General features: G+C 70.3%; 19 protein-coding genes. 10 read left to right on the forward strand and 9 right to left on the reverse strand.

Annotated elements, in window-relative coordinates:
• Nucleotides 1-2: 2 nt before the first annotated feature.
• Nucleotides 3-1,217, forward strand: a complete 1,215-nt coding sequence (locus tag KOL93_RS01825; RefSeq protein WP_308291509.1) for a Fic family protein — start codon at nucleotides 3-5, stop codon at nucleotides 1,215-1,217.
• A gap of 98 nt (nucleotides 1,218-1,315) precedes the next feature.
• Here KOL93_RS01825 and KOL93_RS01830 read toward each other — a convergent pair whose 3' ends face one another.
• The gene (locus tag KOL93_RS01830) at nucleotides 1,316-1,453 is read right to left on the reverse strand and encodes a hypothetical protein (protein ID WP_221583590.1); all 138 of its coding nucleotides are present in this window, start codon (nucleotides 1,451-1,453) and stop codon (nucleotides 1,316-1,318) included.
• A gap of 215 nt (nucleotides 1,454-1,668) precedes the next feature.
• Here KOL93_RS01830 and KOL93_RS01835 point away from each other — a divergent pair, with 215 nt between their 5' ends.
• Nucleotides 1,669-4,815 (forward strand): DEAD/DEAH box helicase, encoded by a 3,147-nt coding sequence (locus tag KOL93_RS01835; RefSeq protein WP_221583591.1) that lies wholly within the window; start codon nucleotides 1,669-1,671, stop codon nucleotides 4,813-4,815.
• A gap of 248 nt (nucleotides 4,816-5,063) precedes the next feature.
• On the opposite strand, the gene KOL93_RS01840 is transcribed toward KOL93_RS01835, so the two are convergent.
• Genes KOL93_RS01840 through KOL93_RS01860 form a run of 5 tightly spaced genes read right to left on the reverse strand, consistent with a single transcriptional unit; the run spans nucleotide 5,064 to nucleotide 12,357 of the window.
• Entirely contained in the window at nucleotides 5,064-6,236 is a 1,173-nt protein-coding gene (locus KOL93_RS01840; RefSeq protein ID WP_221583592.1) for an alpha/beta hydrolase fold domain-containing protein, read from the reverse strand.
• On the reverse strand, nucleotides 6,233-7,240 hold the full coding sequence (locus KOL93_RS01845) for a LacI family DNA-binding transcriptional regulator (RefSeq protein WP_221583593.1): 1,008 nt from the start codon (nucleotides 7,238-7,240) through the stop codon (nucleotides 6,233-6,235). The genes KOL93_RS01840 and KOL93_RS01845 overlap by 4 nt, the downstream gene beginning before the upstream one ends.
• Nucleotides 7,237-9,831: an ABC transporter ATP-binding protein/permease gene (locus tag KOL93_RS01850; RefSeq protein ID WP_221583594.1), complete on the reverse strand. Its 2,595-nt coding sequence runs from the start codon at nucleotides 9,829-9,831 to the stop codon at nucleotides 7,237-7,239. Before KOL93_RS01850 ends, KOL93_RS01845 begins: the two co-directional genes overlap by 4 nt.
• Entirely contained in the window at nucleotides 9,828-10,769 is a 942-nt protein-coding gene (locus KOL93_RS01855) for an ABC transporter permease (protein ID WP_221583595.1), read from the reverse strand. Before KOL93_RS01855 ends, KOL93_RS01850 begins: the two co-directional genes overlap by 4 nt.
• 31 nt (nucleotides 10,770-10,800) lie before the next feature.
• Complete coding sequence (locus KOL93_RS01860) at nucleotides 10,801-12,357, reverse strand: ABC transporter substrate-binding protein (RefSeq protein WP_221583596.1); 1,557 nt, start codon at nucleotides 12,355-12,357, stop codon at nucleotides 10,801-10,803.
• A 353-nt stretch (nucleotides 12,358-12,710) separates the two neighbouring features.
• Between KOL93_RS01860 and KOL93_RS01865 the strand changes: the two genes are divergently transcribed.
• From KOL93_RS01865 to KOL93_RS01900, 8 genes are all read left to right on the forward strand, one after another.
• On the forward strand, nucleotides 12,711-13,628 hold the full coding sequence (locus KOL93_RS01865; RefSeq protein ID WP_221583597.1) for a MurR/RpiR family transcriptional regulator: 918 nt from the start codon (nucleotides 12,711-12,713) through the stop codon (nucleotides 13,626-13,628).
• A 101-nt stretch (nucleotides 13,629-13,729) separates the two neighbouring features.
• Nucleotides 13,730-14,860: an ABC transporter ATP-binding protein gene (locus KOL93_RS01870; RefSeq protein ID WP_221583598.1), complete on the forward strand. Its 1,131-nt coding sequence runs from the start codon at nucleotides 13,730-13,732 to the stop codon at nucleotides 14,858-14,860.
• A 32-nt stretch (nucleotides 14,861-14,892) separates the two neighbouring features.
• Nucleotides 14,893-16,239, forward strand: a complete 1,347-nt coding sequence (locus KOL93_RS01875; protein WP_221583599.1) for an extracellular solute-binding protein — start codon at nucleotides 14,893-14,895, stop codon at nucleotides 16,237-16,239.
• A complete protein-coding gene (locus KOL93_RS01880) occupies nucleotides 16,236-16,991 on the forward strand; it encodes a tyrosine-protein phosphatase (RefSeq protein ID WP_221583600.1) in 756 nt (251 codons plus the stop codon). Before KOL93_RS01875 ends, KOL93_RS01880 begins: the two co-directional genes overlap by 4 nt.
• 18 nt (nucleotides 16,992-17,009) lie before the next feature.
• On the forward strand, nucleotides 17,010-17,915 hold the full coding sequence (locus KOL93_RS01885) for a phosphodiesterase (RefSeq protein WP_221583601.1): 906 nt from the start codon (nucleotides 17,010-17,012) through the stop codon (nucleotides 17,913-17,915).
• A gap of 8 nt (nucleotides 17,916-17,923) precedes the next feature.
• On the forward strand, nucleotides 17,924-18,880 hold the full coding sequence (locus tag KOL93_RS01890) for a carbohydrate ABC transporter permease (RefSeq protein WP_221583602.1): 957 nt from the start codon (nucleotides 17,924-17,926) through the stop codon (nucleotides 18,878-18,880).
• A gap of 8 nt (nucleotides 18,881-18,888) precedes the next feature.
• On the forward strand, nucleotides 18,889-19,797 hold the full coding sequence (locus KOL93_RS01895) for a carbohydrate ABC transporter permease (protein WP_221583603.1): 909 nt from the start codon (nucleotides 18,889-18,891) through the stop codon (nucleotides 19,795-19,797).
• Nucleotides 19,798-19,872: 75 nt separating this feature from the next.
• Nucleotides 19,873-20,580: a polyamine aminopropyltransferase gene (locus KOL93_RS01900; RefSeq protein WP_221583604.1), complete on the forward strand. Its 708-nt coding sequence runs from the start codon at nucleotides 19,873-19,875 to the stop codon at nucleotides 20,578-20,580.
• Between the two features lie 9 nt (nucleotides 20,581-20,589).
• Here KOL93_RS01900 and KOL93_RS01905 read toward each other — a convergent pair whose 3' ends face one another.
• Genes KOL93_RS01905 through KOL93_RS01915 form a run of 3 tightly spaced genes read right to left on the reverse strand, consistent with a single transcriptional unit; the run spans nucleotide 20,590 to nucleotide 21,946 of the window.
• Nucleotides 20,590-20,952 (reverse strand): nuclear transport factor 2 family protein, encoded by a 363-nt coding sequence (locus tag KOL93_RS01905; protein ID WP_221583605.1) that lies wholly within the window; start codon nucleotides 20,950-20,952, stop codon nucleotides 20,590-20,592.
• Between the two features lie 59 nt (nucleotides 20,953-21,011).
• Nucleotides 21,012-21,233, reverse strand: coding sequence for a helix-turn-helix domain-containing protein (locus KOL93_RS01910; RefSeq protein ID WP_221583606.1), 222 nt, complete (start codon nucleotides 21,231-21,233; stop codon nucleotides 21,012-21,014).
• On the reverse strand, nucleotides 21,233-21,946 hold the full coding sequence (locus KOL93_RS01915) for a hypothetical protein (protein ID WP_221583607.1): 714 nt from the start codon (nucleotides 21,944-21,946) through the stop codon (nucleotides 21,233-21,235). Before KOL93_RS01915 ends, KOL93_RS01910 begins: the two co-directional genes overlap by 1 nt.
• Nucleotides 21,947-21,948: the final 2 nt, after the last annotated feature.

Consider the following 21,948-nt stretch of genomic DNA (forward strand, 5'->3'; position numbering starts at 1 on the left):
TTGTGAGCCCCGAGAGCACCGTTCCTGCCGACGCATGGCCTGCCCACGCCGTCGAGACGCTCCCGTGGCGTCAGGTGATTCGCGGCGGTATTCGGGCCGACCGCATGCTGACCTCCGTGGATGCGACCATTCCGCCGATGATCGCGCGGTTGCACTTCCCTGCGCGCGTGACGACGGTTGTCGCATCCGAGGAGGCACTACTCGCTGTTGCACAGTCCGACGCGGACGCCGAAGGGCACTCGGCGGCGCTCAGCAGGTTCATGGTGCGCACCGAGTCCGTCGCGTCGTCGAAGATCGAACACATCAGCGCGACTGCGGCGGACTACGCCAAGGCGCTCGCTGGAAGTCGTGCGAATACTTCGGCGACGAGCATGGTGGCCGCGAGCGAAGCTCTGCATCGCCTCGTCACCCGAGTCGGCGAACGCGGCGCGTTCACGCTCGACGATCTCCTCTCTGCGCACGACGCGCTGATGGGCGGAGACCTGTTTGAGGCCGACTATGCGGGGCGTCTTCGCGATATGCAGAACTGGATTGGCGGAAGCGACCATTCGCCGCGTGACGCTCTTCACATTCCGCCCGCGCCTGAGCGTGTCCCGGCCCTGATGGACGATCTCGTCACCTACCTCAATCGAGATGATATTCCCGTGATGGTGCAGGCGGCGATCGGGCATGCGCAGTTCGAATCCATCCACGCATTCACCGATGGCAACGGACGCATCGGTCGCGCGCTTGTGGCGGCGGTGCTGCGCCGTCGAGGGGTGACCCGCAACGCAGTCGTTCCCCTCGCAAGCGGCCTCCTCGCGGTGCGAGACGACTACTTTGCCGCTCTCGGTGACTACCGCCGCGGTGATCCGACGCCTGTCATCGAGCTGTTCGCTCGGTCCGCGATCGCGGCGGCTGTCTGCTCGCGGGAGTCCATCGCGCGCATCAAGGTGATGCCCCACGAATGGATGGCTGAGCTGCGGCCACGGGCAGGGTCCGCTGTCGCGGCCCTGATTCCTGCGTTCTACGCCCACCCCGTCATGGCGGCGGCCGAGATCGAACAGCGATCGGGATCCTCGGAACAGCAGACCTACCGGGCCATCACTCGACTCGCCGAGGCCGGGATCATTCGGGAGATCACCGGCCGCAAGCGTGATCGTGTCTGGGCCGCCGCCGACCTTCTCGCTGAGCTCGATGACCTCGACCGCCGCATCGGGATGCAGATGGAGGCGTGACCCCCCGCGTCCGCTCTCCGAGTGCGGATCCGTGGCCCCACCCCGAATGCCCGACGCACGCGGGCGCCCACCCTCCCGGGGTAGGCGCCCGCACGCGCTCAACAGGTCAACCCGGCCTCCTCACCCGCGAACCGCGCGTCGAACCAGCCCGGCAGCTCGGCGGCCGCGTTCGGCACCGACGGCCCGTGGTCGCCGGGCACCTCGCGGTAGTCGACCGTCACGCCCGCGTCGCACATCGCGTCGGCTGTCTCCAGCGTCAGCCAGGGGGGGGCGTGGTGTCGGCCGTGCCCTGGAATGTCGGGAGCGGCAGCTCGCTGATGACACCCTGCGCCTCGGTCATGGCGTTCCACCACGGGCCGCCTTCAGCCGCACATCGCGATCTCGTCGCCGAGGTCCAGCCCCGCCACGCTGCGTCCCACGCGCCCCATCGTCTCGCGGGCAGAATGGTCGAATGGGCGCGCCTTTCGCAGCAGATGAACAGCGACGAGTTCTTGAGTACTGGTGGATGCTCGAACTGTTCAGCCCTCAGAAGACACCGAAGGTCGAGGCGCCGAAGCCGACCCAGCGTGTCGTCGACTGGCGGCCTGGCATGCCGTTGCCCTGGGAAGATCTCGACCCGCCCGCGAGGGCGGGGAAGACTCGGATGGTCTGGCGGCACAACGTCTTCCTGGGCGTTTACGACATCGAGTCGACGTATGAGCGGCTCCACCGCGTGTTCGGTGAGGATCAGGATGCGTATGACGAGCGACCAGCGGGCCGGAGCGCCTGCGCGGCGCTGACGATCGATCAGGATGGCCGACTCGTCGCGGAGTCTGCCGTGCTCTCGTCCGCGCTCTGGGCCGTCGCGCACTTGGATGATTGCGACCGCTGGTCCGCGAAGTGGCCCGTCGCGCTCGAGAGCTTCACGGAGGCGATCGATGCGGCCGACGCCCGACGGCGGTCAGGCGACGACGATTGCGCGCCGGCCCAGGACGAGGGATCTGTGCAGGCGATGCTCGAAGTCGCGCACGCGGCGGCCGGGATCACGGGACTCACGGAGCTCGCGACCGACAGGATCCTGATCCAGTCCGTCGCCGTGTCCGCGAACCGTGTCGACGAGTCCTCGAGCCACGACTTCCTCAACAGCTTCTACCTCGACGATCTCCGAGCGGTCGCGGAGAACCTGTCGAGCGGCGGGGGCAGAGCTCTTGCCCGGTACCTGACGCCGGACGCAGAGATCGACTCGCGACACCGCATCGATGTGCGCCGCGAGCCCCAGGCCATCGACAGCGGAGTCACTCTCGAGCGACTCCCGAAAGGGCGCTGGCCGTCCGAACCGAAGCACGGGCTTGCGCTCAGTCAGCAGTTCGCGGTCAATCACGCGCTGAATGACCTCGCTCTCTCGCGCGGGCTGATGGGTGTGAACGGACCGCCGGGAACCGGGAAGACGACGATGCTGCGGGACATCCTCGCCGGGAACGTCGTCGAACGGGCCCGGCGACTCGCGGCGCTCGAGCGCCCCGATGACGCCTTCACGTCCGTGACGCACACCTGGGACGACGGGAAGGGCTTCCCGCGCACCGTGCGACAGCTGCGCCCAGAGCTCACCGGCTTCGAGATGGTCGTGGCGTCGGCGAACAACGGCGCTGTGGAGAACGTGAGCGCGGAGCTCCCCGCGCGTGACGCGATCGGCGAACACTGGCGAGACAGCGCGGACTACTTCGCGGACATCGCGACCGCGGTCATGACGGAGGCGAACGGCGGGAGGGTCGACGCCGCGTGGGGCATCGTCGCGGCCACACTCGGCAACAAGAAGAACAGGACCGACTTCCACAGCGCTTTCTGGTTCGACAAACCCAAGGCAGGCTCGAGGGAACGGATTCCGGGCACGGCTCCGCGCATGCAGGCTCGACTCAAGGCCTGGGCGGACGGATCCGCACCGCATCCGACGTGGAACGATGCGCGGGAGGCCTTCGCGAGCGCTGAAAGCCTCGTCGATGCCCTGATCGAACAGCGCCATGCGGCTCGTCGTCGCCTGGAGGGCCTGCCCCGGCTCATCGAGAAGGAGCGAGCCCTCGAGGCTCGTGCCGAGCAGGCGAACGCGGCGGGAGCAGCGGTGTCGCGCGACCTCGCGGAAGCCGCAGCTGCCCGATCGCGCGCCGATGCAGAGCTTGCGCGCGCGACAGGCCCGTACGGCCGCCACCTCGCAGAGAAACCGGGGATGCTCGAGACGCTCTTCAGCCTCGGTCGGGCGATCCGTGATTGGCGCGCCGAGCTCGCCCCTCTCGCCGAGGACGTGCGCGAGGCAGAGCGGCGTGTGCGAGACGCCGAGGCTCGTGATGGACGCCTTCGTGACAGCGCGGAGCGGATCCGTTCAGAGGTCGCCGCACTGGACGGCGAGCTCGCGCAGACCAGAACGACTCTCCGTGCGCTTCGCACGGCGTGCGCAGCAGATCGCCGGCGGTACGGGCGCGGATACCCGGGCGAGGACTGGACGGGAGAGCGGCGCGAGCTCTGTGCTCCGTGGCTTGACGCCGAGCTCGATGAAGCGCGGTCCGACTTGTTCCTGGCCGCGCTGCAGCTGCATCGGGACTTCGTCGCGTGCACGGCGAGCGTCATGTCGAAAGGCCTGCGCGCGGCGATGGACGTCGTCACCGGCGCTTACCCGCGTCATCTCGAGCCGGAGAAGATCCTCGCCGCGTGGCAGCTGTTCTTCCTCGTGGTTCCGCTGGTGTCCACGACCTTCGCGTCGTTCGGGCGAATGTTCCGTGATCTCGGACCCGAGTCGCTGGGGTGGATCCTCATCGACGAGGCCGGACAGGCGCCGCCCCAGTACGCGGCCGGCGCGATCTGGCGCGCCCAGCGCGTCGTCGCCGTCGGGGATCCCCTGCAGCTCGAGCCCGTCGTGACGATGCCGCCCAAGTCGCGCAGCGACATCGCCCACGCCTATCGGCTCGGGCCGACCTGGATCCCTCCGCGCGCATCCGTGCAGACGCTGGCCGACCGGGTTGCGACCCACGGGACGATGTTGACGCAGGGCGACGAGGACGTCTGGGTCAGTGCGCCGCTGCGCGTGCACCGCCGGTGCGATGACCCCATGTTCTCGCTGTGCAACTCCATCGCGTACGACGGATTCATGGTGAACGGCGTACCTCGCGGCTCCGACGAGCAGCTCATCGGGACCGACGGTGAGCTGATCGCACCGAGCTTTTGGGCCGACACGGAGGCCCCGACGAAGGGCGGTCATCTTCAGCAGAATCAGATCGGTCGTTTCGAGCGCGCGCTCGACTATCTGGCTGGGCAGGGGATCGGCCCGGATCAGGTCATCGCCATCTCGCCCTTCCGCGCCGTTGCAGATGCCTTGCGGCGAGTGGCAGCGCGTCGCCCGGGGCTGACGGCAGGAACGATCCACACGGCGCAGGGCAAGGAGTCTGCCGTCGTCTTTCTCGTCCTCGGAGGCGATCCGGGGCGCCCGGGGGCCAAGGCCTGGGCCGCGTCGACGGTGAATCTCGTCAACGTGGCGACCAGCCGTGCACAGCGCCGCCTCTACGTGATCGGCGATCGAGACGAATGGGCGCGGCACAACTACTTTCGCCAGCTTTCAGACGCACTGTCGTGAGGTGCCGGGCGGCTGCGGCCTTGCCGTCGCCGTCTGAAAGGATCCCCTCATGCCCCGCGCTCGCCGCTCGCCGCTCGCCGCTCGCCGCTCGCCGCTCGCCGCTCGCCGCTCACCGCTCGCCTCGAGCGCGTCGCGACGGGGCCGCGGTTCCTTCTCGGGATCGCCGGAGCCCCGGCAGTGGCAAGACGACCCTCGCGACCGCGCTCGTCGCTCGGATCAACGCCGATCGCCTGGGAAGCGCCGCCCCTTCACCCCAGCACGCGCCCCACGAACTCCACGACGCCGCGCACCCACTCCGCCTCGATGTGCGGAGGGGCGACGGTGTGCGTCATCTCGTAGACGTGCGCCGCGGCGCTCCCGCCGGCCCGTTCGACCCGCTCGCACAGCTCGAGCCCGCCGTCGGCGATCTCGTCGTGCCGCGCCACGACCGCGTGCACGGGCGGCAGTGACCCGAGCGCGGGGCTGAGTGCCGGCGACGCCGCAGGGTCGCCGGGCGACGTCTCGCCGAGGTAGCCGCGCAGTTGGCTCTGGCGCTCACCCCACGCCTCCGGGTCGTCGTGCATCGAGGCGGGTGGCACATCCAGCCGCAGCGACGAGACGATCAGCGCGAGGCCGGCGAGCGGATCCGCGGCGCCGAGGTCCGCGAGCGCGGCGGCGGCCGCGACATTCGCACCTGACGACGTGCCGACGAGGGCGATGCGCCGCGGATCCAGGTCGCCGAACTCCCCGCAGCGCACGGCCGCGAGCACACCCCGCACGTCCTCGATCGCGTCCGGGATCCGGTGCTCGGGCGCCAGTCGGTAGTCGACGTTGAGCACCGTCGCGCCGCCTGCCGCCAGCTGATCGACGAGCACGCCGTCGAGCTCCCGGGCCGCGCGGCCGCCGCCCATCCAGAAGCCGCCCCCGTGCAGCCGCACGACGACGGAGCCCGACGGGCGCGCAGGTGAGGTGACCGCCACGTCGATCCGGTGTCGCCGGCCAGAGGGCTCCCCGAGTGGCACCCGAACCTCCGACCGCCGCAGGTTGTCGGGGACAGGCGGCAGCAGCTCGCGTACTGTCGCGCCGAACAGGCGGAACGACGCGCGTTCCATGGCCTCGCGGTGCGCGAGGGCGTGCGCGTCCGCGCGGTGCCGGGCGGCCGCGATCCGGTCGTGCCAGGCGGTGGGCGTCTCGTCGGCGCCGCGCTCGAAGCGCGGCAGGGGCGGTGCCGGATCGATCCGGATCGCGGCGAGCAGTCGGCGCAGGTCGGCCGCGGCCCCGTCACGGGGCGCGTCGGCCGACTGTGACGCCGAGGGGTCGGCCCCGCTGGTCGCGCCCCCCGAGCTCGCCGGAGCCGCCGCGCTCGCCGCGTGCGTCCGACCCGCCTCGCCCGCCGCGCTCAGGATCCTTGCGGGCACCGGGTCCCAGAACTCGCCCCTCATGTCGTCATCCCCTCGACCAGATTCGGCGTGAGCAGCACACGTTCCTGCGGCGTCGCGCGGTCGGCGAGCAGCGACAGCAGCTGTCGCGCCCCGATCCGCCCCGACTCGACCAGCGGCTGTCGCACGGTCGTGAGCCCGAGGGCCTCGACCGTGTCGCCGCCGTCCCATCCCATGACGCCGACGCGGTCGGGAACCGCGACTCGTCGCGCCCGGAGCCCCGCGAGGATCCCCGCCGCGAGGGTGTCGTGCCCCGCGAGCACACCCACGCGCTCCTCGCGTGCGAAGGCGGCGATCGCGTCGGCCGCGTGCCGCCCCGCTGTCACATCGCCGGATCGCGCGGTGATGCGCTTCACATGCTCCTCGGGGATGCCCTGGTCTGCGAGCGCGTGCAGGAACCCCGAGAGGCGCCGCGTACCCTGCGCGATGTAGTCGTGAGACACCTGCCCCTCCGTCACGTAGACGAACCGCGTGAACCCCTGCGCGAGCAGATGCTCGCTCGCGAGGCGGGTTCCGTGCGCCTCGTCGAGCACGACTGACGGGAACCGCGGGTGGGTTGAGTCGACGAGCACCGTCGGCAGCTCGCGGTCGACGAGGCGCTCGCCGAGGCCGGTGTCGATCGGCACGCCCATGACGATCAGTCCGTCGAGTGACGCCGACAGCGGCAGTGTCGACAGCCGCGGCGACGGGCTCCGGCTCGCCGACGGATGATCGAACACGAGCACGTCGATCCGCTCCGACTCGCACGCGTCGAGCACGCCGTCGAGGCGCATCGCGTACGAGGGATAGGCGCGGAACGGGGCGACGACGCCGATCCGCTTGCGTGCCGTCGGAGCCCTGCCGTTGGCGGTCCGTGCAGGCACGTAGCCGAGTTTGTCGGCGGCCGCGAGCACCCGGGCTCGTGTCTCGGCGGATACCCGAGCGGGACGGTTCATCGTGTGCGACACCGTCGCGATCGACACCCCCGCCTCGCTCGCGACGTCGTGGATCGTGACCGAGCGCGTCATGCGACGTACCGCTCGGCCGCGAGCGAACGGCCGCGCTGCACGGTGGGGTCCGGGATCGGGGCCGCCTCCAGCAGCGACCGCGTGTACGCGTGCGCAGGATCCAGGATCACGTCGCGCGCGCTGCCGCGCTCGACGATGGATCCGCGATACATCACAGCGACGTCGTCGCAGAAGCTGCGCACGACCGACAGATCGTGCGAGATGAACAGATACGCGACCCCGAGCTCGTCCTGCAGCTCGGACAGCAGCGTCAGCACCTGCTCCTGGATCGTCAGGTCGAGCGCGCTCACCGGCTCGTCGCACACGATCAGCTCGGGCCGCAGCACGATCGCGCGCGCGATCGCGATCCGCTGGCGCTGCCCGCCCGAGAACTGCGCAGGGTGCCGATCCGCCGCGATCGTCGGCAGGCCGACCCGATCGAGGGCGTCGGCGACGTCGCGCCGCGCGTCTGCGGCGGACCGGCCGTGCGCGAGCACGAGCGGCTCGGCGAGCGTCGACCCGACCGTGCGCACGGGGTTCAGCGAGCCGTACGGATCCTGGAAGATCACCTGCACGCGCCCGCTCAGTGCGCGACGCCGCCGGGCTGACGCGCCCACGAGCTCCTCGTCGCCGAGCCGGATGCTGCCCGACGTCGCCTCCACGAGGCCGACGATCGCGTTGCCGATGCTCGACTTGCCGGATCCCGACTCGCCGATCAGCCCCAGTGTGCGCCCGCGAGCGATGTCGAGGTCCACCCCGTCGACCGCGGTCGCGTGCGTGGGGCGGCCGCGCGCGTCGCGCCCCGCGTATTCGACGCGCAGATCGCGCACGGCGAGCAGCGGATCCGTCGCGGGCCGCGCGGCGCGCACGTCGAGCCGCGCGGGATCCGCCTCGAGCATCGCCCGCGTGTGCGCGTGCGTCGGGTGGACGAAGATCTCGTCGGCGCCCGCCTCCTCGACGATGCGCCCGTCGCGCAGGACGATGACGCGGTCGGCGATGTCGGCGACGACCCCCCAGTCGTGCGTCACGAGCAGCAGCGACATCGAATCGTCCGCATCGCACAGCCGATGCAGCAGCGCGAGGATCTCGGCCTGCACCGTCACGTCGAGCGCCGTCGTCGGCTCGTCGGCGATGAGGATCCGCGGGCGCGCGCTGAGCGCCGCCGCGATCACGACCCGCTGCGCCATACCGCCCGACAGCTGGTGTGGATAGCGCCGGGCGACCGCCTGCGGATCCGGGATCTGCACCCGCTCGAGCAGTTCGATCATGCGCTCCCGAGCGACGCGCGGGTCGACGCCCTGGTGCAGGCGCACAAGCTGGGCGAGCAGGTCGCCGACCCGCATCGACGGATCGAGCGACGGCTGCGGATCCTGCGTGATGTACCCGAACGTCTCCCGGCGCAGGCGCCGCATCTTCTCGGCGTCGTCCGCGACGATCTCGCGGCCGTCGACGGCGATACGACCCGACGCGACGCGGGTCCCGCGGCTGAGCCCGAGCAGTGCGAGCGAGGTGATCGATTTGCCGGATCCGGATTCGCCCACGAGGCACAGCGTCTCGCCGGTGTGGAGCGCGAACGAGACGTCCTCGACGAGCGTGACCGGCCCCGACGGCGAGTCGACGACGATCGTGAGATCCGTCACCTCGAGGAGGGCGCCGGGCGCGGGCGCGATCGCGGGAGTCGGCGCGGACGCGCTGCGCGAAGGGCGGACCCTCCTCTGCGGAGGTCCGGCCCAGCGCTCGGCGACCGCGTCGCGCACGCTGTCGCCGACGAGCATGAGCGCCATGATCGTGACGATGATGGCGCCGCCGGTCGGCACGAGCAGCCATGGCGAGCGACTGATGTTCTCGCTCGCGGTCTGCACCATGTTCCCCCAGCTCGGGGCCGGTAGCTGCACGCCGAATCCGAGGTAGCCGAGGCCCGTCTCCGAGATGATGACGGCGCCCGAGAAGACCGTCGCCTGCACGATGATCGGCCCCGCCAGCCGCGGCAGCACGTGGCGGGTGGTGATCTGCGTCTCGGTCAGGCCCATCGTGCGCGCGCCCCGCACGAACAGCTCGTTGCGCACGGTCTTCGTCGTGCCACGGACCACGCGGATCAGCAGGGGGCTCGTGAGCACGCCGAACGCGATCATCGCGACGGACATGTTGCCGGGCACGATCGACAGCATCACGAGCAGGATGATGAACGCCGGCACGCTGAGGAGGATCTCGGCGGCGCGCACGATGATCGTGTCGACGACGCCGCGGGACATGCCGGCCGCGAGGCCGAGCACCGTGCCGAGCACGAGGAAGACCGCGAGCGCCTGGGCCACGCCGAGCAGCGTCACCTGGCCGCCGTAGAGCAGGCGCGAGAGCACGTCGCGCCCGAGGTCGTCGGTGCCGAGCAGGTGCGCGGGCGTCGGTCCCGAGAGCGTGTTCTGCAGGTCCTGCGCGACGGGCGAGTCCGGCGCGATCACGGGCGCGAACGCGACCGCGAGGACGATCACCGCGAGGATCGCGGAGCACATCACGAACTGCATGCGCGAGAGCAGGATCCGCCACAGCGGCGGCACGGCGCGGACATCGCGCGGTATGCGCACCACCTCGGTGCGCTCCTCGACAGCGGCGGTCATGCGTTCTCCTTCACGTTGAGTCGCGCGTAGGCGAGCTCCACGACGAGGTTCGTCACGATGATGACGATCGTGAAGATCAGGGTGATCGCCTGTACGACGGGGATGTCGTGCAGGAGCGTGGCGCTGACGGCGTATCCGGCGAATCCGGGGATCACGAACACGCTCTCGATGAGCACTGTGCCGCTCGTGAGGCCGACCATCTTCATGCCGAGGATGGTGACGATCGGCACGGCCGCCCCGCGAAGGGAATGGCGCCAGAGGATCCGCCGCTCGCTCACGCCGTGCGAGCGCAGCAGCACGATGTACGGCTGGGCGAGCTGCTCGGCGACGGCGTCGCGCGTCTGCTTCGCGAGCAGCGCGGTCCCGCCGATTGTGAGCGTGACCACAGGCAGGATCATGTGCGAGAGCCACGGGCCGAGCCCGTCGACGATCGGCACGTAGCCGCTCGTCGGCAGAAGCCGCAGCTGCACGGCGAAGATCGTTGCGAGCACGAGCCCGATCCAGAAGCTCGGAACCGCGGATCCGACGACGCTGCCGATGTCGGCCATCTTGCCGACGACGCCTGGGCGGGCGGCGCCGATCACGCCGAGCGCGATGCCGAGGATCGAAGCGCACACGAACGTCGTGATGATCAGCGCGAGCGTCGGCTCCAGGCGATCCGTCAGCACCTGCGCCACCGGGACGCCCGTGACGACCGAGTCGCCGAGATCGCCGTGGAGCAGCCCGCCGATCCAACGGCCGTACTGCTGCCACAGCGGCAGATCGAGCCCGAGCGTCTCGCGCACCTGCTCGTACCGCTCCTGCGACGCCGTCGGTCCGACGATCGCGCGCGCTGCGTCGCCCGGGGTGAGCGAGACGAGCACGAAGATCAGCGCCGAGATGACGAAGAACAGGATGACGCTCATGACGAGCCAGTTGACGAAGCGTCTCAGCGGCACGGTGACTCCCTCCTCGGGGTGCGGGCGCGGCTCACTCGGCCGGCGCGATCTCCGTCAGCGGCGCCTGCGGGCGGGCCTCCGACACATCGACCGGTGCGATGGCATCGCCCGCGTAGTAGAAGGCCGGCGCGAACACGACGGGCGCGAACCACGCCTCCTCGACGAGGGTGGTCGTGATGTCCTCGTAGAGCGGGACGGCCTCTGCCTCCGGCGAAACGATCGCCTCGGCGTACGCGGTCTCGATGGCGTCGCTGCGGGATCCGAGCGGGTTGAAGATCGCGGTGGGACCGAACAGCCCGTCGTACTCCATCGGCAGGGGCTGCGAGCCGTACCCGATGCCCGCGGCCGGGTACTCGCCGCTCGTCATGAGCTCGAAGTACTCGGGGCCGGGCCGCGACTCGAGCTGCACCTCGATGCCCACCTGTGCGAGCTGCTCGACGTACACCTGGGCGAGCGTCGCGGCCGTGTCGGAGGTGCTCGCGATCACCGGCAGCTCGAAGCCGTCGGCGTACCCGGCCTCCTCCAGCAGCGCGCGGGCGCGATCGGGGTCGTACGCGTAGCGGCCCTCGAGCTCGTCGACGTAGCCAGGCTCGCTCGGCACCATCACCTGCTCGGTGGCGAAGCCGTACTCGCCGAGCAGCGAATCCGCGATGCCCTCGCGGTCGAGCGCGATGTTGATCGCCTGGCGTACGCGCACGTCCTCGAGCGGCGAGCCGAGCTCGCCGTCGCGGTCGAGCAGGCTCAGTCCGTACGCGATCGTCGGGGCATACAGCACGTCGACGCCCGCGTCGGCGGCCGTCTGGGCGGTCGCGAGGTCGCCGACCGCGTAGTCGATCTCGCCCGCCTGCAGGGCGTTGAGCCGCTGCTCGGGGTTGTCCATCACCTGGATGACGATCGCGTCCCAGTGCTGGCTCTCCGGATCCCAGTAGTCGTCCCGCGCCTTGTACACGTAGCGCGACCCTGCGACGGTCTCGGCGGCGTCGAGCGTGTACGGACCCGCGCCGACCGTCTGCGTCGCGAGCGAGGCGGGATCCTCCGCGATCGCCTCGGGCGAGACCATCATCCCCGCGACCCACGTCTGCGTGAGCGACTGCGCGGCGAGCGGATGCGGCGTCTCCCACGTGATCCGCACCGTGAGGTCGTCGACCTTCTCGTAGACGCCGCCGTTCACGAGCGTCGCGACGTTGCTCTTGCCCTCGTCGAGGTGCTCGAGGTTCGCGATGACGGCGTCCGCGTCGAGCTTCGCGCCGTCCGAGAACGTCACGCCCTCGCGCACCGTCAGCTCGAAGACCCGGTTCTCGTCGTCGACGAAGCCCCACTCGGTCGCGAGGCCCGGCTCGAGGGATCCGTCCGGCGCGACCCGGATCAGCGCGTCGTACGACGGCTGCGCGAACGGGCTCGTGGACTGCTCCATGTTCGCGGGATCGAGGCTCGACGGCGGCGCCGCGAGGCCGACCGTGAGGGTGCCGCCGCCGTCACCGTCGCCGCTGCCCTCTGCCGCGGACGATGCGCAGCCGGATGCGGCGAGACCGATGATGGCGGCGGCGGCCGTGAGCGCGACCACTCTGCGCGTGCGGATAACGGACATGAGACCTCCTCGTCTGACCGCCGGCGACGTCGCCGGCGGGTCCTGGATGAGTGGGAGTCAAACAGCCGGGTGTTTCTGCGCAAAGCGTTTTATGTGAAGTGTTTTACACAGTCCCGCACCGCTCTGATTGCGCCGTGAACCGTCTTCGGTCTGATGTCGTCTCCTTCCGATTCGGGAAGGAAGACGTTGATCATGCCGAAGAAGATCCCGGAGGAGACCAAGCAAGGGGCACTCCGGCTCGTGCTGGATCACCTTGACGAGCACCCAACCTCACCACCGGCCGTCACGCCCGCCTCGCGCATCGCGTCACCCGCCCGCCCTTCCCGTTCCCCTCGCCGTGATAAACCCGAGGCATGAAAGCGCGCGTCTCCGATCCGCCCCTGGGGGGAACGATCGATCTGATCCTCGCCCTGCTGCCGTCGCTCAATCCCGGGGCGCAGCGCGTGGCGCGCATCTGCGTCGAGCGCGCGGAGGACGTCGTCGGGATGACGGGGGCCGACCTCGCGGAGGCCGGCGAGACGTCTCCGGCGACGGTGAGTCGCATGAGCAAGGCGCTCGGGTTCCACAGCTTCCAGCACCTCCGCTTCATGCTCGTGCGCGACCTCGCGGCCGCGGGCTCGCAGGATCCTGTCGCCCGCGCGGAGGGCACGGCGGGGTGGCTGTCCGGGCTGGCCGACAGTGCGGGCAGCATGCTCCAGACGTCGCTCGCGGGCGTCGACGCCGACGTCTTCGATGCCGCGGCCGACGCGATCGCCCGCGCGCCGCGGCTGCTCGTCGCCGGGTCGGGGGCCTCCGGCCCCTCGGCGCAGTCCGCCGCGGTCTCGTTCATCACGAACGGCCGATCCTGCGAGGCGCCGACCGACGGCGTGATGCAGCAGCTGACGGCCAGCGTGCTCGAGCCGGGCGACGTGTGCCTCGTGGTCAGCTCGTCGGGCGCCAACTCCGTCACCCTCGCCGTCGCGAGCGCCGCCGCTGAGGCGGGGGCGACCGTCGTCGGCGTGACGAGCTTCGCGAAGGCGCCCCTCGCCGACCGCGTCGACCGCCTGCTCGTCGCGGGGGCGCGGTTCCGCTCCTGGGATCCCGGATCCCTCGGCAGCAGCCTCGCGCAGATCCTCCTGCTGTCTGCGCTGCAGATGGCCGTCTCCGAGCGCATGAGCGATACGGCGGATCGTGCACGCGATGCCGTGCGCGGTCAGGTGCTCGGCATCGTCGAGGAATCGGACGACGAGACCGATGCGGCGAGAGTTTCCGACGACACCGTCGGACGTTGACGAGCCGTTTGGTTGAAATTCACTTTCACTGGATCTAATCGCTCCGCAAGCAACTTTCACGGGAGGGTCCCGACGGTCAGGTTGCCTGCGGAAAGCGACTCATGGGCACCATCCAGCTCACCGGTATCGGTCGCACATTCTCGAAGACCGCTGCCGTCAGCGACATCGACCTGACGATCGACGACGGCGACTTCGTCGTCCTGCTCGGCCCCTCCGGCTGCGGCAAGACGACGCTGCTGCGGATGATCGCCGGCCTGCTCGAGCCGACCAGCGGCCGGATCCGCCTCGACGACGTCGACATCACCGAGCAGCCGTCGAAGAAGCGCGACCTCGCGATGGTCTTCCAGAGCTACGCGCTCTACCCCCACCTCACGGTGCGGAAGAACCTCGCCTTCCCGCTGCGCGTGCAGCGCCGCACGAAGGCGGAGATCGACGAGCGGGTGACCGAGGTCGCCGACATGCTCGAGATCGGCCAGCTGCTCGACCGTCGCCCCAAGGAGCTCTCGGGCGGCCAGCGTCAGCGCGTCGCCGTCGGCCGCGCGCTCGTGCGCGAGCCGAAGGCCTTCCTCATGGACGAGCCGCTGTCCAACCTCGACGCGAAGCTGCGCACGCAGACGCGGCACGAGCTCACCGCGCTGCACCGCAGCCTCGACGCGACGTTCGTCTACGTGACCCACGATCAGGTCGAGGCGATGACGATGGCCACCAAGATCGTTGTGCTCAACCACGGCCGCATCGAGCAGAGCGGCACGCCCGAGCAGGTCTACGACCGGCCCGAGTCGGTGTTCGTCGCCGGCTTCCTCGGCAGCCCCGCCATGAACCTCCTCGACGCGCAGGTCATCGAGATCGACGGCGCCGTCTCCGTGGCCGCCGACGGCGTCGCGGGGGAGCTGTGGACGGGATCCACGCCCGACCTCGACGTGGTCCTCGGCCTGCGCCCCGAGCAGCTGGTCGTCGGATCCGCGGAGACCGCCGCGGGCGTCACGCTCGTCGGCACCGTCGAGATCGTCGAGAACCTCGGCGGCGAGCAGATCATCACCTGCCGCGTCGGCGGGCGCCCGGTGCACGTGCGCGCCTCCCGCGAGGTGCACGCCCGAGCGGGCGAGGAGGTCGCGCTGACGGCGCGCCCCGAGCACGTGCACCTCTTCGACCGGGCCACGGGCCGACGCCTCGAATGGGTCGCAGACGGCGCCTCGGAGAGCTCCGCCCGATCCCGCATGGCCACCGCCTGATCTCCCTCACCCCACCACACAGGAGCACACCCATGAACATCCGCGCCCGCTCTGCCGGGATCGCCGTCGCCGGCATCCTCGGCGTCACCCTCGCCGGCTGCGCCGGCACCTCCGCCGATGCCGGTGCCGCCACCGGACAGATCGCCGAGCTCCCCGACGACCAGAAGGTCGAGATCGTCTTCGAGTCGTACAACCTCGCGAACGTCGGCACCTGGGCGGACTCGATCAACACCCTGCTCGACGAGTTCATGGCCGAGCACCCGAACATCACCGTCGTGGGCCAGCCCAGCTCGTCCGCCGGCACCGCCGCGAGTGTGCAGCAGCAGCTGCTCGCCGGGGATCCGCCCGACATCGCGCAGCTGACCTTCAACGAGCTCGACTTCGCGGCCACGACGCTGGGCGCGCAGAACCTCACCGAGCTCGTCGGCGACGAGGGTCTCGCCCAGCAGTTCGGCGGTGAGTACCCGTACCACGAGCGCGCGAAGGTCCTGGCGGACTGGGACGGCTCGACCTACGGCCTCCCGTACGTGTTCTCCACCCCGATCGTGTGGGTCAACGAGGCCGAGTTCGAGGCCGCGGGCCTCGACCCGGACAGCGCGGATCTGTCGACCTGGGAGTCCGTGGCCGACGTGGCCGCGCAGATCACCGAGCACACCGGCTCGCCCTCGATGAGCATCTCCTGCCTCATGAACGGCGGCAGCTGGTGCATGCAGGGCCTGTTCCAGTCGAACGGCGCAGACGTGCTCAGCGACGACCGCACGACGATCGAGTTCGGCTCCGAGGCCGCGATCGACACGGCCCAGACGTTCCGCGACATGTACGACCGCGGGCTGCTCACCAACGAGGACGCGACGACGCAGTACGAGTCGTTCGCCCAGGGCGGCGTCGCGATCCACGTCAACACGTCGGCCCTCCAGGGGGCCTTCATGGCGGGCGCCGAAGCCGGCGGCTGGGAGCTCGACGCTCACGTGCTCCCCGCGTTCGGCGACCAGCCGGTCGTGCCGACGAACTCCGGATCCATGCTCGCGATGTTCTCCCAGGATCCCGCCAAGCAGGCGGCCGCGTGGGAGCTCATGCAGTGGATGACGAGCCCGCGCGCCTACGAGGTCATCTCGACCGAGATCGGCTACCTGCCGCTGCGCAGCACGATGACCGAGGGCGACGGACCGCTCGCCGCGTGGGTCGAGGAGAACCCGCTCGTGACGCCCAACCTCGAGCAGCTCGACGCGCTCGAGCCGTGGACGTCGTACCCGGGCGACAGCTACACCCAGGTCGACCAGGTGCTGGCGACCGCGCTCGAGGAGTCGATCTTCTTCGGCGCCGACCCCGCCGAGCAGCTCACCGGCGCGGCCGAGCGTGCGCAGGGGATGATCGAATGAGCGTCGACCTGACCAGCGCGCCCGAGCGGCGCCACGTCGTCCCCGGCGTCTACAACCTGCGCGACACGGGCGGGTACCGCGCCGGCGAGCGCACCTCGCGGTGGGGGAGGCTCTTCCGCTCGGACGCGCTGCACCGCCTCGACGCGCAGGGACGAGACCTGCTCGAGTCGCTCCGGATCCGCCACGTCGTCGACCTGCGCGGAGCCACCGAGCGCACGCAGTCGCCCAGCGCCGTCGACGGGCTCGCGCTCCAGGTGCGACACCTGCCGATCTTCGACGACGCGGCGCCCGATGCGCAGGCGATGACCCGCTCCGGGCTCGCCCCCGTGTACGACCACATCGTGGATGACCGCGGGCCGCAGCTGGTGGCGGCGATCCGCGTGATCGCGGAGGCCGCCGACGACGAGGCCGTGCTCGTGCACTGCACCGCCGGCAAGGACCGCACGGGGCTCGTCGTCGGGTTGGCGCTCGCCGCGGCGGGCGTCGAGCGAGACGAGGTCGTCGCCGACTACGCCGCGACCGCCGAGAACCTGCGCGGCGAGTGGACGAACGCGATCCTCGAGCGCGTCGTCGCGGGCGGCGTCGAGCTGACCCCGGACCTGATCGAGCTCGTCTCCCAGAGCCCTGCCCCGGTCATGGAGACGCTCCTGGCGCGCATCGACCGCGAGCACGGAACCGCCTCCGGCTACCTGCGCGCGCACGGCCTCACGACGGCCGAGCTCGACCGCCTCACCGACACCCTTACCGCCTGATCCTCGAAGGAGCACACCATGAACGACATCGCCGGACAGTACCCCGACCCCGACCACTTCATCCTGCACATCTCCGACACCCACTTCGTGGGCGGCCGCGAGCTGCTGCACGAGCGGATCGACTCCGACAAGAACCTCATCGAGCTGTTCGACGGCTACCGCAAGGCCAACGCCCGCCCCGAGGCGATCGTGTTCACGGGCGACCTGGCCGACACGGGCGACGCCGACGCCTACGAGCGCCTGCGTGCCATCGTCGAGCCCGCCGCCGCGGAGCTGGGCGCGCAGGTCATCTGGGTCATGGGCAACCACGACGAGCGCGTCGCGTTCCGCAGCGGACTCCTCGACGAGCAGGGCGAGCAGTCGGAGCCCGTCGACCGCGTGTACGACATCAACGGCCTGCGCGTCATCTCGCTCGACTCGACCGTTCCCGGTCAGCACCACGGCGAGATCACCGACGCGCAGCTCGAGTGGCTCGCCCGCGAGCTCGAGGTGCCCGCGCCGGACGGCACGCTCCTCGCGCTGCACCACCCGCCCGTTCCCAGCCCGCTCGGCCTCCTCGGCCTGGTCGAGCTGCGCGACCAGGAGCGCCTCGCCGCGGTGCTCGAGGGCACCGACGTGCGCGCGATCCTCGGCGGGCACCTGCACTACTCGACGAACACGACCTTCGCGGGGATCCCCGTCTCGGTCGCCTCGGCGACCTGCTACACGCAGGACCTCGCCGTCGAGTACCCCGCGGCTCGGGGCCAGGACGGCGGCCAGTCGTTCAACCTCGTGCACGTCTACGCGGACCGCGTGCTGCACTCGACGGTGCCGATCGGGCAGTTCCCGACGGTCTACGAGATGACCCCGGAGATGCTCGAGGCGTTCATGAAGATGACGCCCGACGAGCGCCTCGCGGCGGCGAACGCCTCCGTGGGGGAGTAGCACCCGCGATGTTCGTCACCATCGACGCCCCCTCGGCGCCCGCCGCCGAGGGGGCCGAGGCCGAGGCGCCCGCCCCGCGGCGCCGCATCCGGCCGCAGTCCCTCCTCCCGTACCTCTACGTCCTCCCGGGTGCGGCGTTCCTGATCCTGTGGACGTACAGCCCGCTCGTGCAGACCTTCGGCCTGTCGTTCTACGACTGGAACCTGCTGCCGACGAGCCCCCGCGAGTTCGTCGGATTCGACAACTACGCAGAGGTCGCGGCGCTGCCCGAGCTGCGCACCGCCCTCGTCAACACGGTCGTCTACATCGGCGCGTTCCTCGTGTTCTCGCTGGTGCTCCCGATCGTGATCGCGATCGTCTCCCGTCAGGTGCGGGGCAGGGCGCGCACGTTCTACCAGGCGCTCATCTTCGTGCCGTTCCTCATCACGCCCGTCGCGACGAGCGCCGTCTGGCGGTGGCTGTTCGCCGAGAACGGCGCGATCGCCACCGTGCTCGCCCACGCGGGCATCGACATGCCGAACGTCTTCCGCGACCCCGACATCGCCATCTGGGCGATCATCGTCATCGTCGGCTGGCAGATGCTCGGATTCGGCGTGCTCGTCGTCGCGGCCGGCTTCGCGGGCATCAGTCCCGAGTACGGCCAGGCCGCATCGCTCGACGGCGCCGGCGGCACGCGGATCCTGCGCACCATCACCCTGCCGCTGCTGTCGCCGACGATCGTCTTCGTCGCGCTCATGACGATCCTGCTGGCCGCGCAGTGGACCTACCCGATCATCGACCTGCTCACCCAGGGCGGTCCGGCGAACTCGACGACGAACATCTACTACCTGCTCTACCAGTTCGGCTTCCAGAACTTCGACGCCGGGCTCTCGGCCGCCGCGGGCGTGGTCTTCTTCCTCGCATTCGGCGCGATCGCGTTCATCTTCCTCGAGCTGCAGGAGCGGCTCAGCTTCTACGACAACTAGGGATCCTCATGACCTTCGTCACCGTCCCCGCGCCGGCCGACTCCGACGTCGCCGCGGCCCCGAGCGCCCCGGCGAAGCGCGGCGCCGGCGCGGACGACGCCGTCGCCTCGCGCAGCAGGATCCGGAGCGTCGTCGGCCACGCCGTGCTCGTCGTCCTCGCGCTGTTCAGCATCTTCCCCGTGTACTGGATGTTCGCGACGGCGCTGCGCGCGCCCGAGAACGCCCTCGATCAGACGCTGCTGCCGTGGCCGCTGAGCTTCGAGAACTTCCGCTACGTGTGGGACGCGATCCCGATCGGATCCATGCTGGTCAACACGCTCGCGATGGCGCTCATCCTGTCGGTCGTGCAGCTGTCCATCGCCGTGCTCGCCGCCTACGGCTTCGCGATGTGGGACTTCGTGGGGCGCAAGCTCCTCATGTTCCTGTTCATCGGATCCTGGCTGGTGCCGTTCCAGGTGACGATGATCCCGAACTACGTGCTCGTCTCCGAGCTGGGACTGCTGGGCACCATCGGCGGCGTCGTCATCCCGCAGCTGACCGGCGCGTTCGCCGTGCTGCTGATGGTGCAGCACATGCGGGCGTTCCCGCGCGAGCTGCTCGACGCGGCGCACCTCGACGGGCGCTCGAGCTGGGCGACGCTGTGGACGGTCGTCGTGCCGAACATGAAGCCCGCGCTCGCCGCACTCGGCATCATGTCGTTCATCTCCGCGTGGAACGAGTACCTCTGGCCGACGCTCATCATGCGCCAGGGAGATGCGCTCATCCAGGTCGGCGTGCGCGGGTTCCTGTCTGCGGAGGGCAACAACTGGGGCGCCACCATGGCGGCCGCCGGCATCGCCTGCGTGCCCGTGCTGCTCGTCTACATCTTCCTGCAGCGCTACGTCGTCGACGCCTTCGTGCGGTCGGGGCTCAAGTAGGACGAAGGGCCACACGGATCCGTCGTCCCCAGGTCGCGCGTGGGACCGTAGAACCTCACGACGAAGGGATCCGCTGTGATCACGCGATTCGAAGAGCTCGACTGGCAGTCCACCCCGATCGGCGACCTCATGCTGCGGCGGCGCACGGAGCCCTCGGTGGGCGAGGAGATCTACGAGGTCAAGCTCGGCGACGAGTACCTCATGTCGAGCCTGTTCACGGTCGCCGAGGTGCAGCTGTCGGTCCTCGGACTTGCGGCGGTGGAGGGCGAGAACCTCCGCGTGCTCGTCGGCGGCCTCGGCCTCGGCTACACCGCCGTCGCCGCTCTGCGCGACGAGCGGGTCGGCAAGCTGACGGTGATCGACCGCCTCGGCGCCGTCATCGGGTGGCACGAGCGCGAGCTGCTCCCCGTCTCGCCCACGCTCGTTCGGGATCCGCGCACGACCCTCGTCGAGGCCGACTTCTTCGCCGTCATGCGCGCGGATCCGGCAGGGGACGACCCCGGATACTCCGCGATCCTCCTCGACGTGGATCACTCGCCGCGCCACCAGCTGGATCCGTCGCACGCCCATCTCTACACGGAGGGCGGGCTGCGACAGCTCGACCAGCACCTCGCGCCCGGCGGCGCCTTCGCGCTGTGGTCCGACGACGCCCCCGACGACGTCTTCCTGACGACGATGCGCGCGGTCTTCGGCGGCGTCGCCGCCCACGTGGTGGAGTTCGCCAACCCTGTCACGGGCGGGGTGTCGTCGAACACGGTGTACGTCGCGCGCAGTCGGGGCTGACGCGCGCGACTACGCCGCGGGCACCGGCGTCTGCTGGTAGAGCGCGAGCCTCCAGGCGCCGTCCTGACGGACGTAGACGCTCGACATGAGCGCCGCGAACGGGGGCTCGCCGTCGCGGTATCCGCACCCGATGTAGCTGAGGATCGCGTGGTCCGCGCCCGCGTGGATCACCCGCTCGTCGGCGATCTCATACGACGTCCACGTCGGCGCCTGGTCGAGCGAGTCGATGACGGCCTGCCGGTCGAACCTCTGACCGTGGGCCAGGACCATGACGCCCTCGGCGGTCATGATCCGGCCGTAGAAGTCCGCACCCGTGCCGTTGCAGAGCGACGCCCATCCCTGGTGCTCGAGGTCGAGAAGCTCGTCGTGCAAGGTGTGCCTCCTTCTGTCGCGCCGGCGCCCCGATTATGGGGTCGGCGAGGAAGGATCCGCTACCCCGCCCGCACGAGCAGGTCGCCCACCTCGCAGTCGAGCGCGTCGCACACGGCGACGAGGGTCGAGAAGCGGATCGCCTTCGCGCGATCGTTCTTCAGCACCGACAGGTTCACGATGCTCACGCCCACGATCTCCGCGAGCCGCGTGAGCGTCATGTCGCGCTCGGCGAGCAGCTCGTCGAGGCGGCAGTGGATCCCGGATCCGTCCTCCTCGGGCATCACACGAGCCCCTCGGTGTCGCGCTGGAGCTTCGCTCCGTGCTGGATGATGCTCGCGAGAGCGGCGCAGAGGATCGCGCCTCCGATCGGGAGGAACGGCACCGTGAGCTGGATGCCGTGCGGGACGAGGGTGCTCTCCGCGGGGAGTGAGGCCTCGACGGCGAGCACCCGGCCGATCCCGGTGAGGAGCTCGCCGGAGATGCCTGCGACGAGGATCACCCCCGCAGAGATGTAGAGCGCGCGGACGACGCCAGGTGCGAAAGGAGTGCCGGCCTTGAACCGAGAAGCCATCACGGCGATGGCAGCCAGGGGCGCCGTGATCGCGACCAGCGTCAGGGCTTCGCCGATCGCGAGAAGCGTACGCAGACCGAGCGGTGCGCCGTCGATCGTGACGTGCGCCGACTCCGGGACGACGCATGTCAGTGTCGGGGTGGTGCGATCCGCCTGAGCCGGCTCGCAGGGAAGCTCGCTCGCGGCATCCCAGCTGAGCAGCTCGGTGGGGAACGAGATCACGTCGGACGCGATCGAGGTGACGGTGCCGAGCACGATGGCCAGCAGTGCGCACGCGATCAGCCAGCTCGAGGCCGTCAGGGTGACGTTGAGGGCGATCGTCCTGCTCCCGCGCCGCCGCCCGCGCCACACGACGATCAGCGCGACAATGACCAGCGCGGCGAAGAATGCTCCGAGCCACGCGAGTGACTCCGCGAGAGACAAGC

The sequence above is a fragment of the Microbacterium salitolerans genome (genome assembly GCF_019720895.1).
GTDB lineage: Bacteria > Actinomycetota > Actinomycetes > Actinomycetales > Microbacteriaceae > Microbacterium.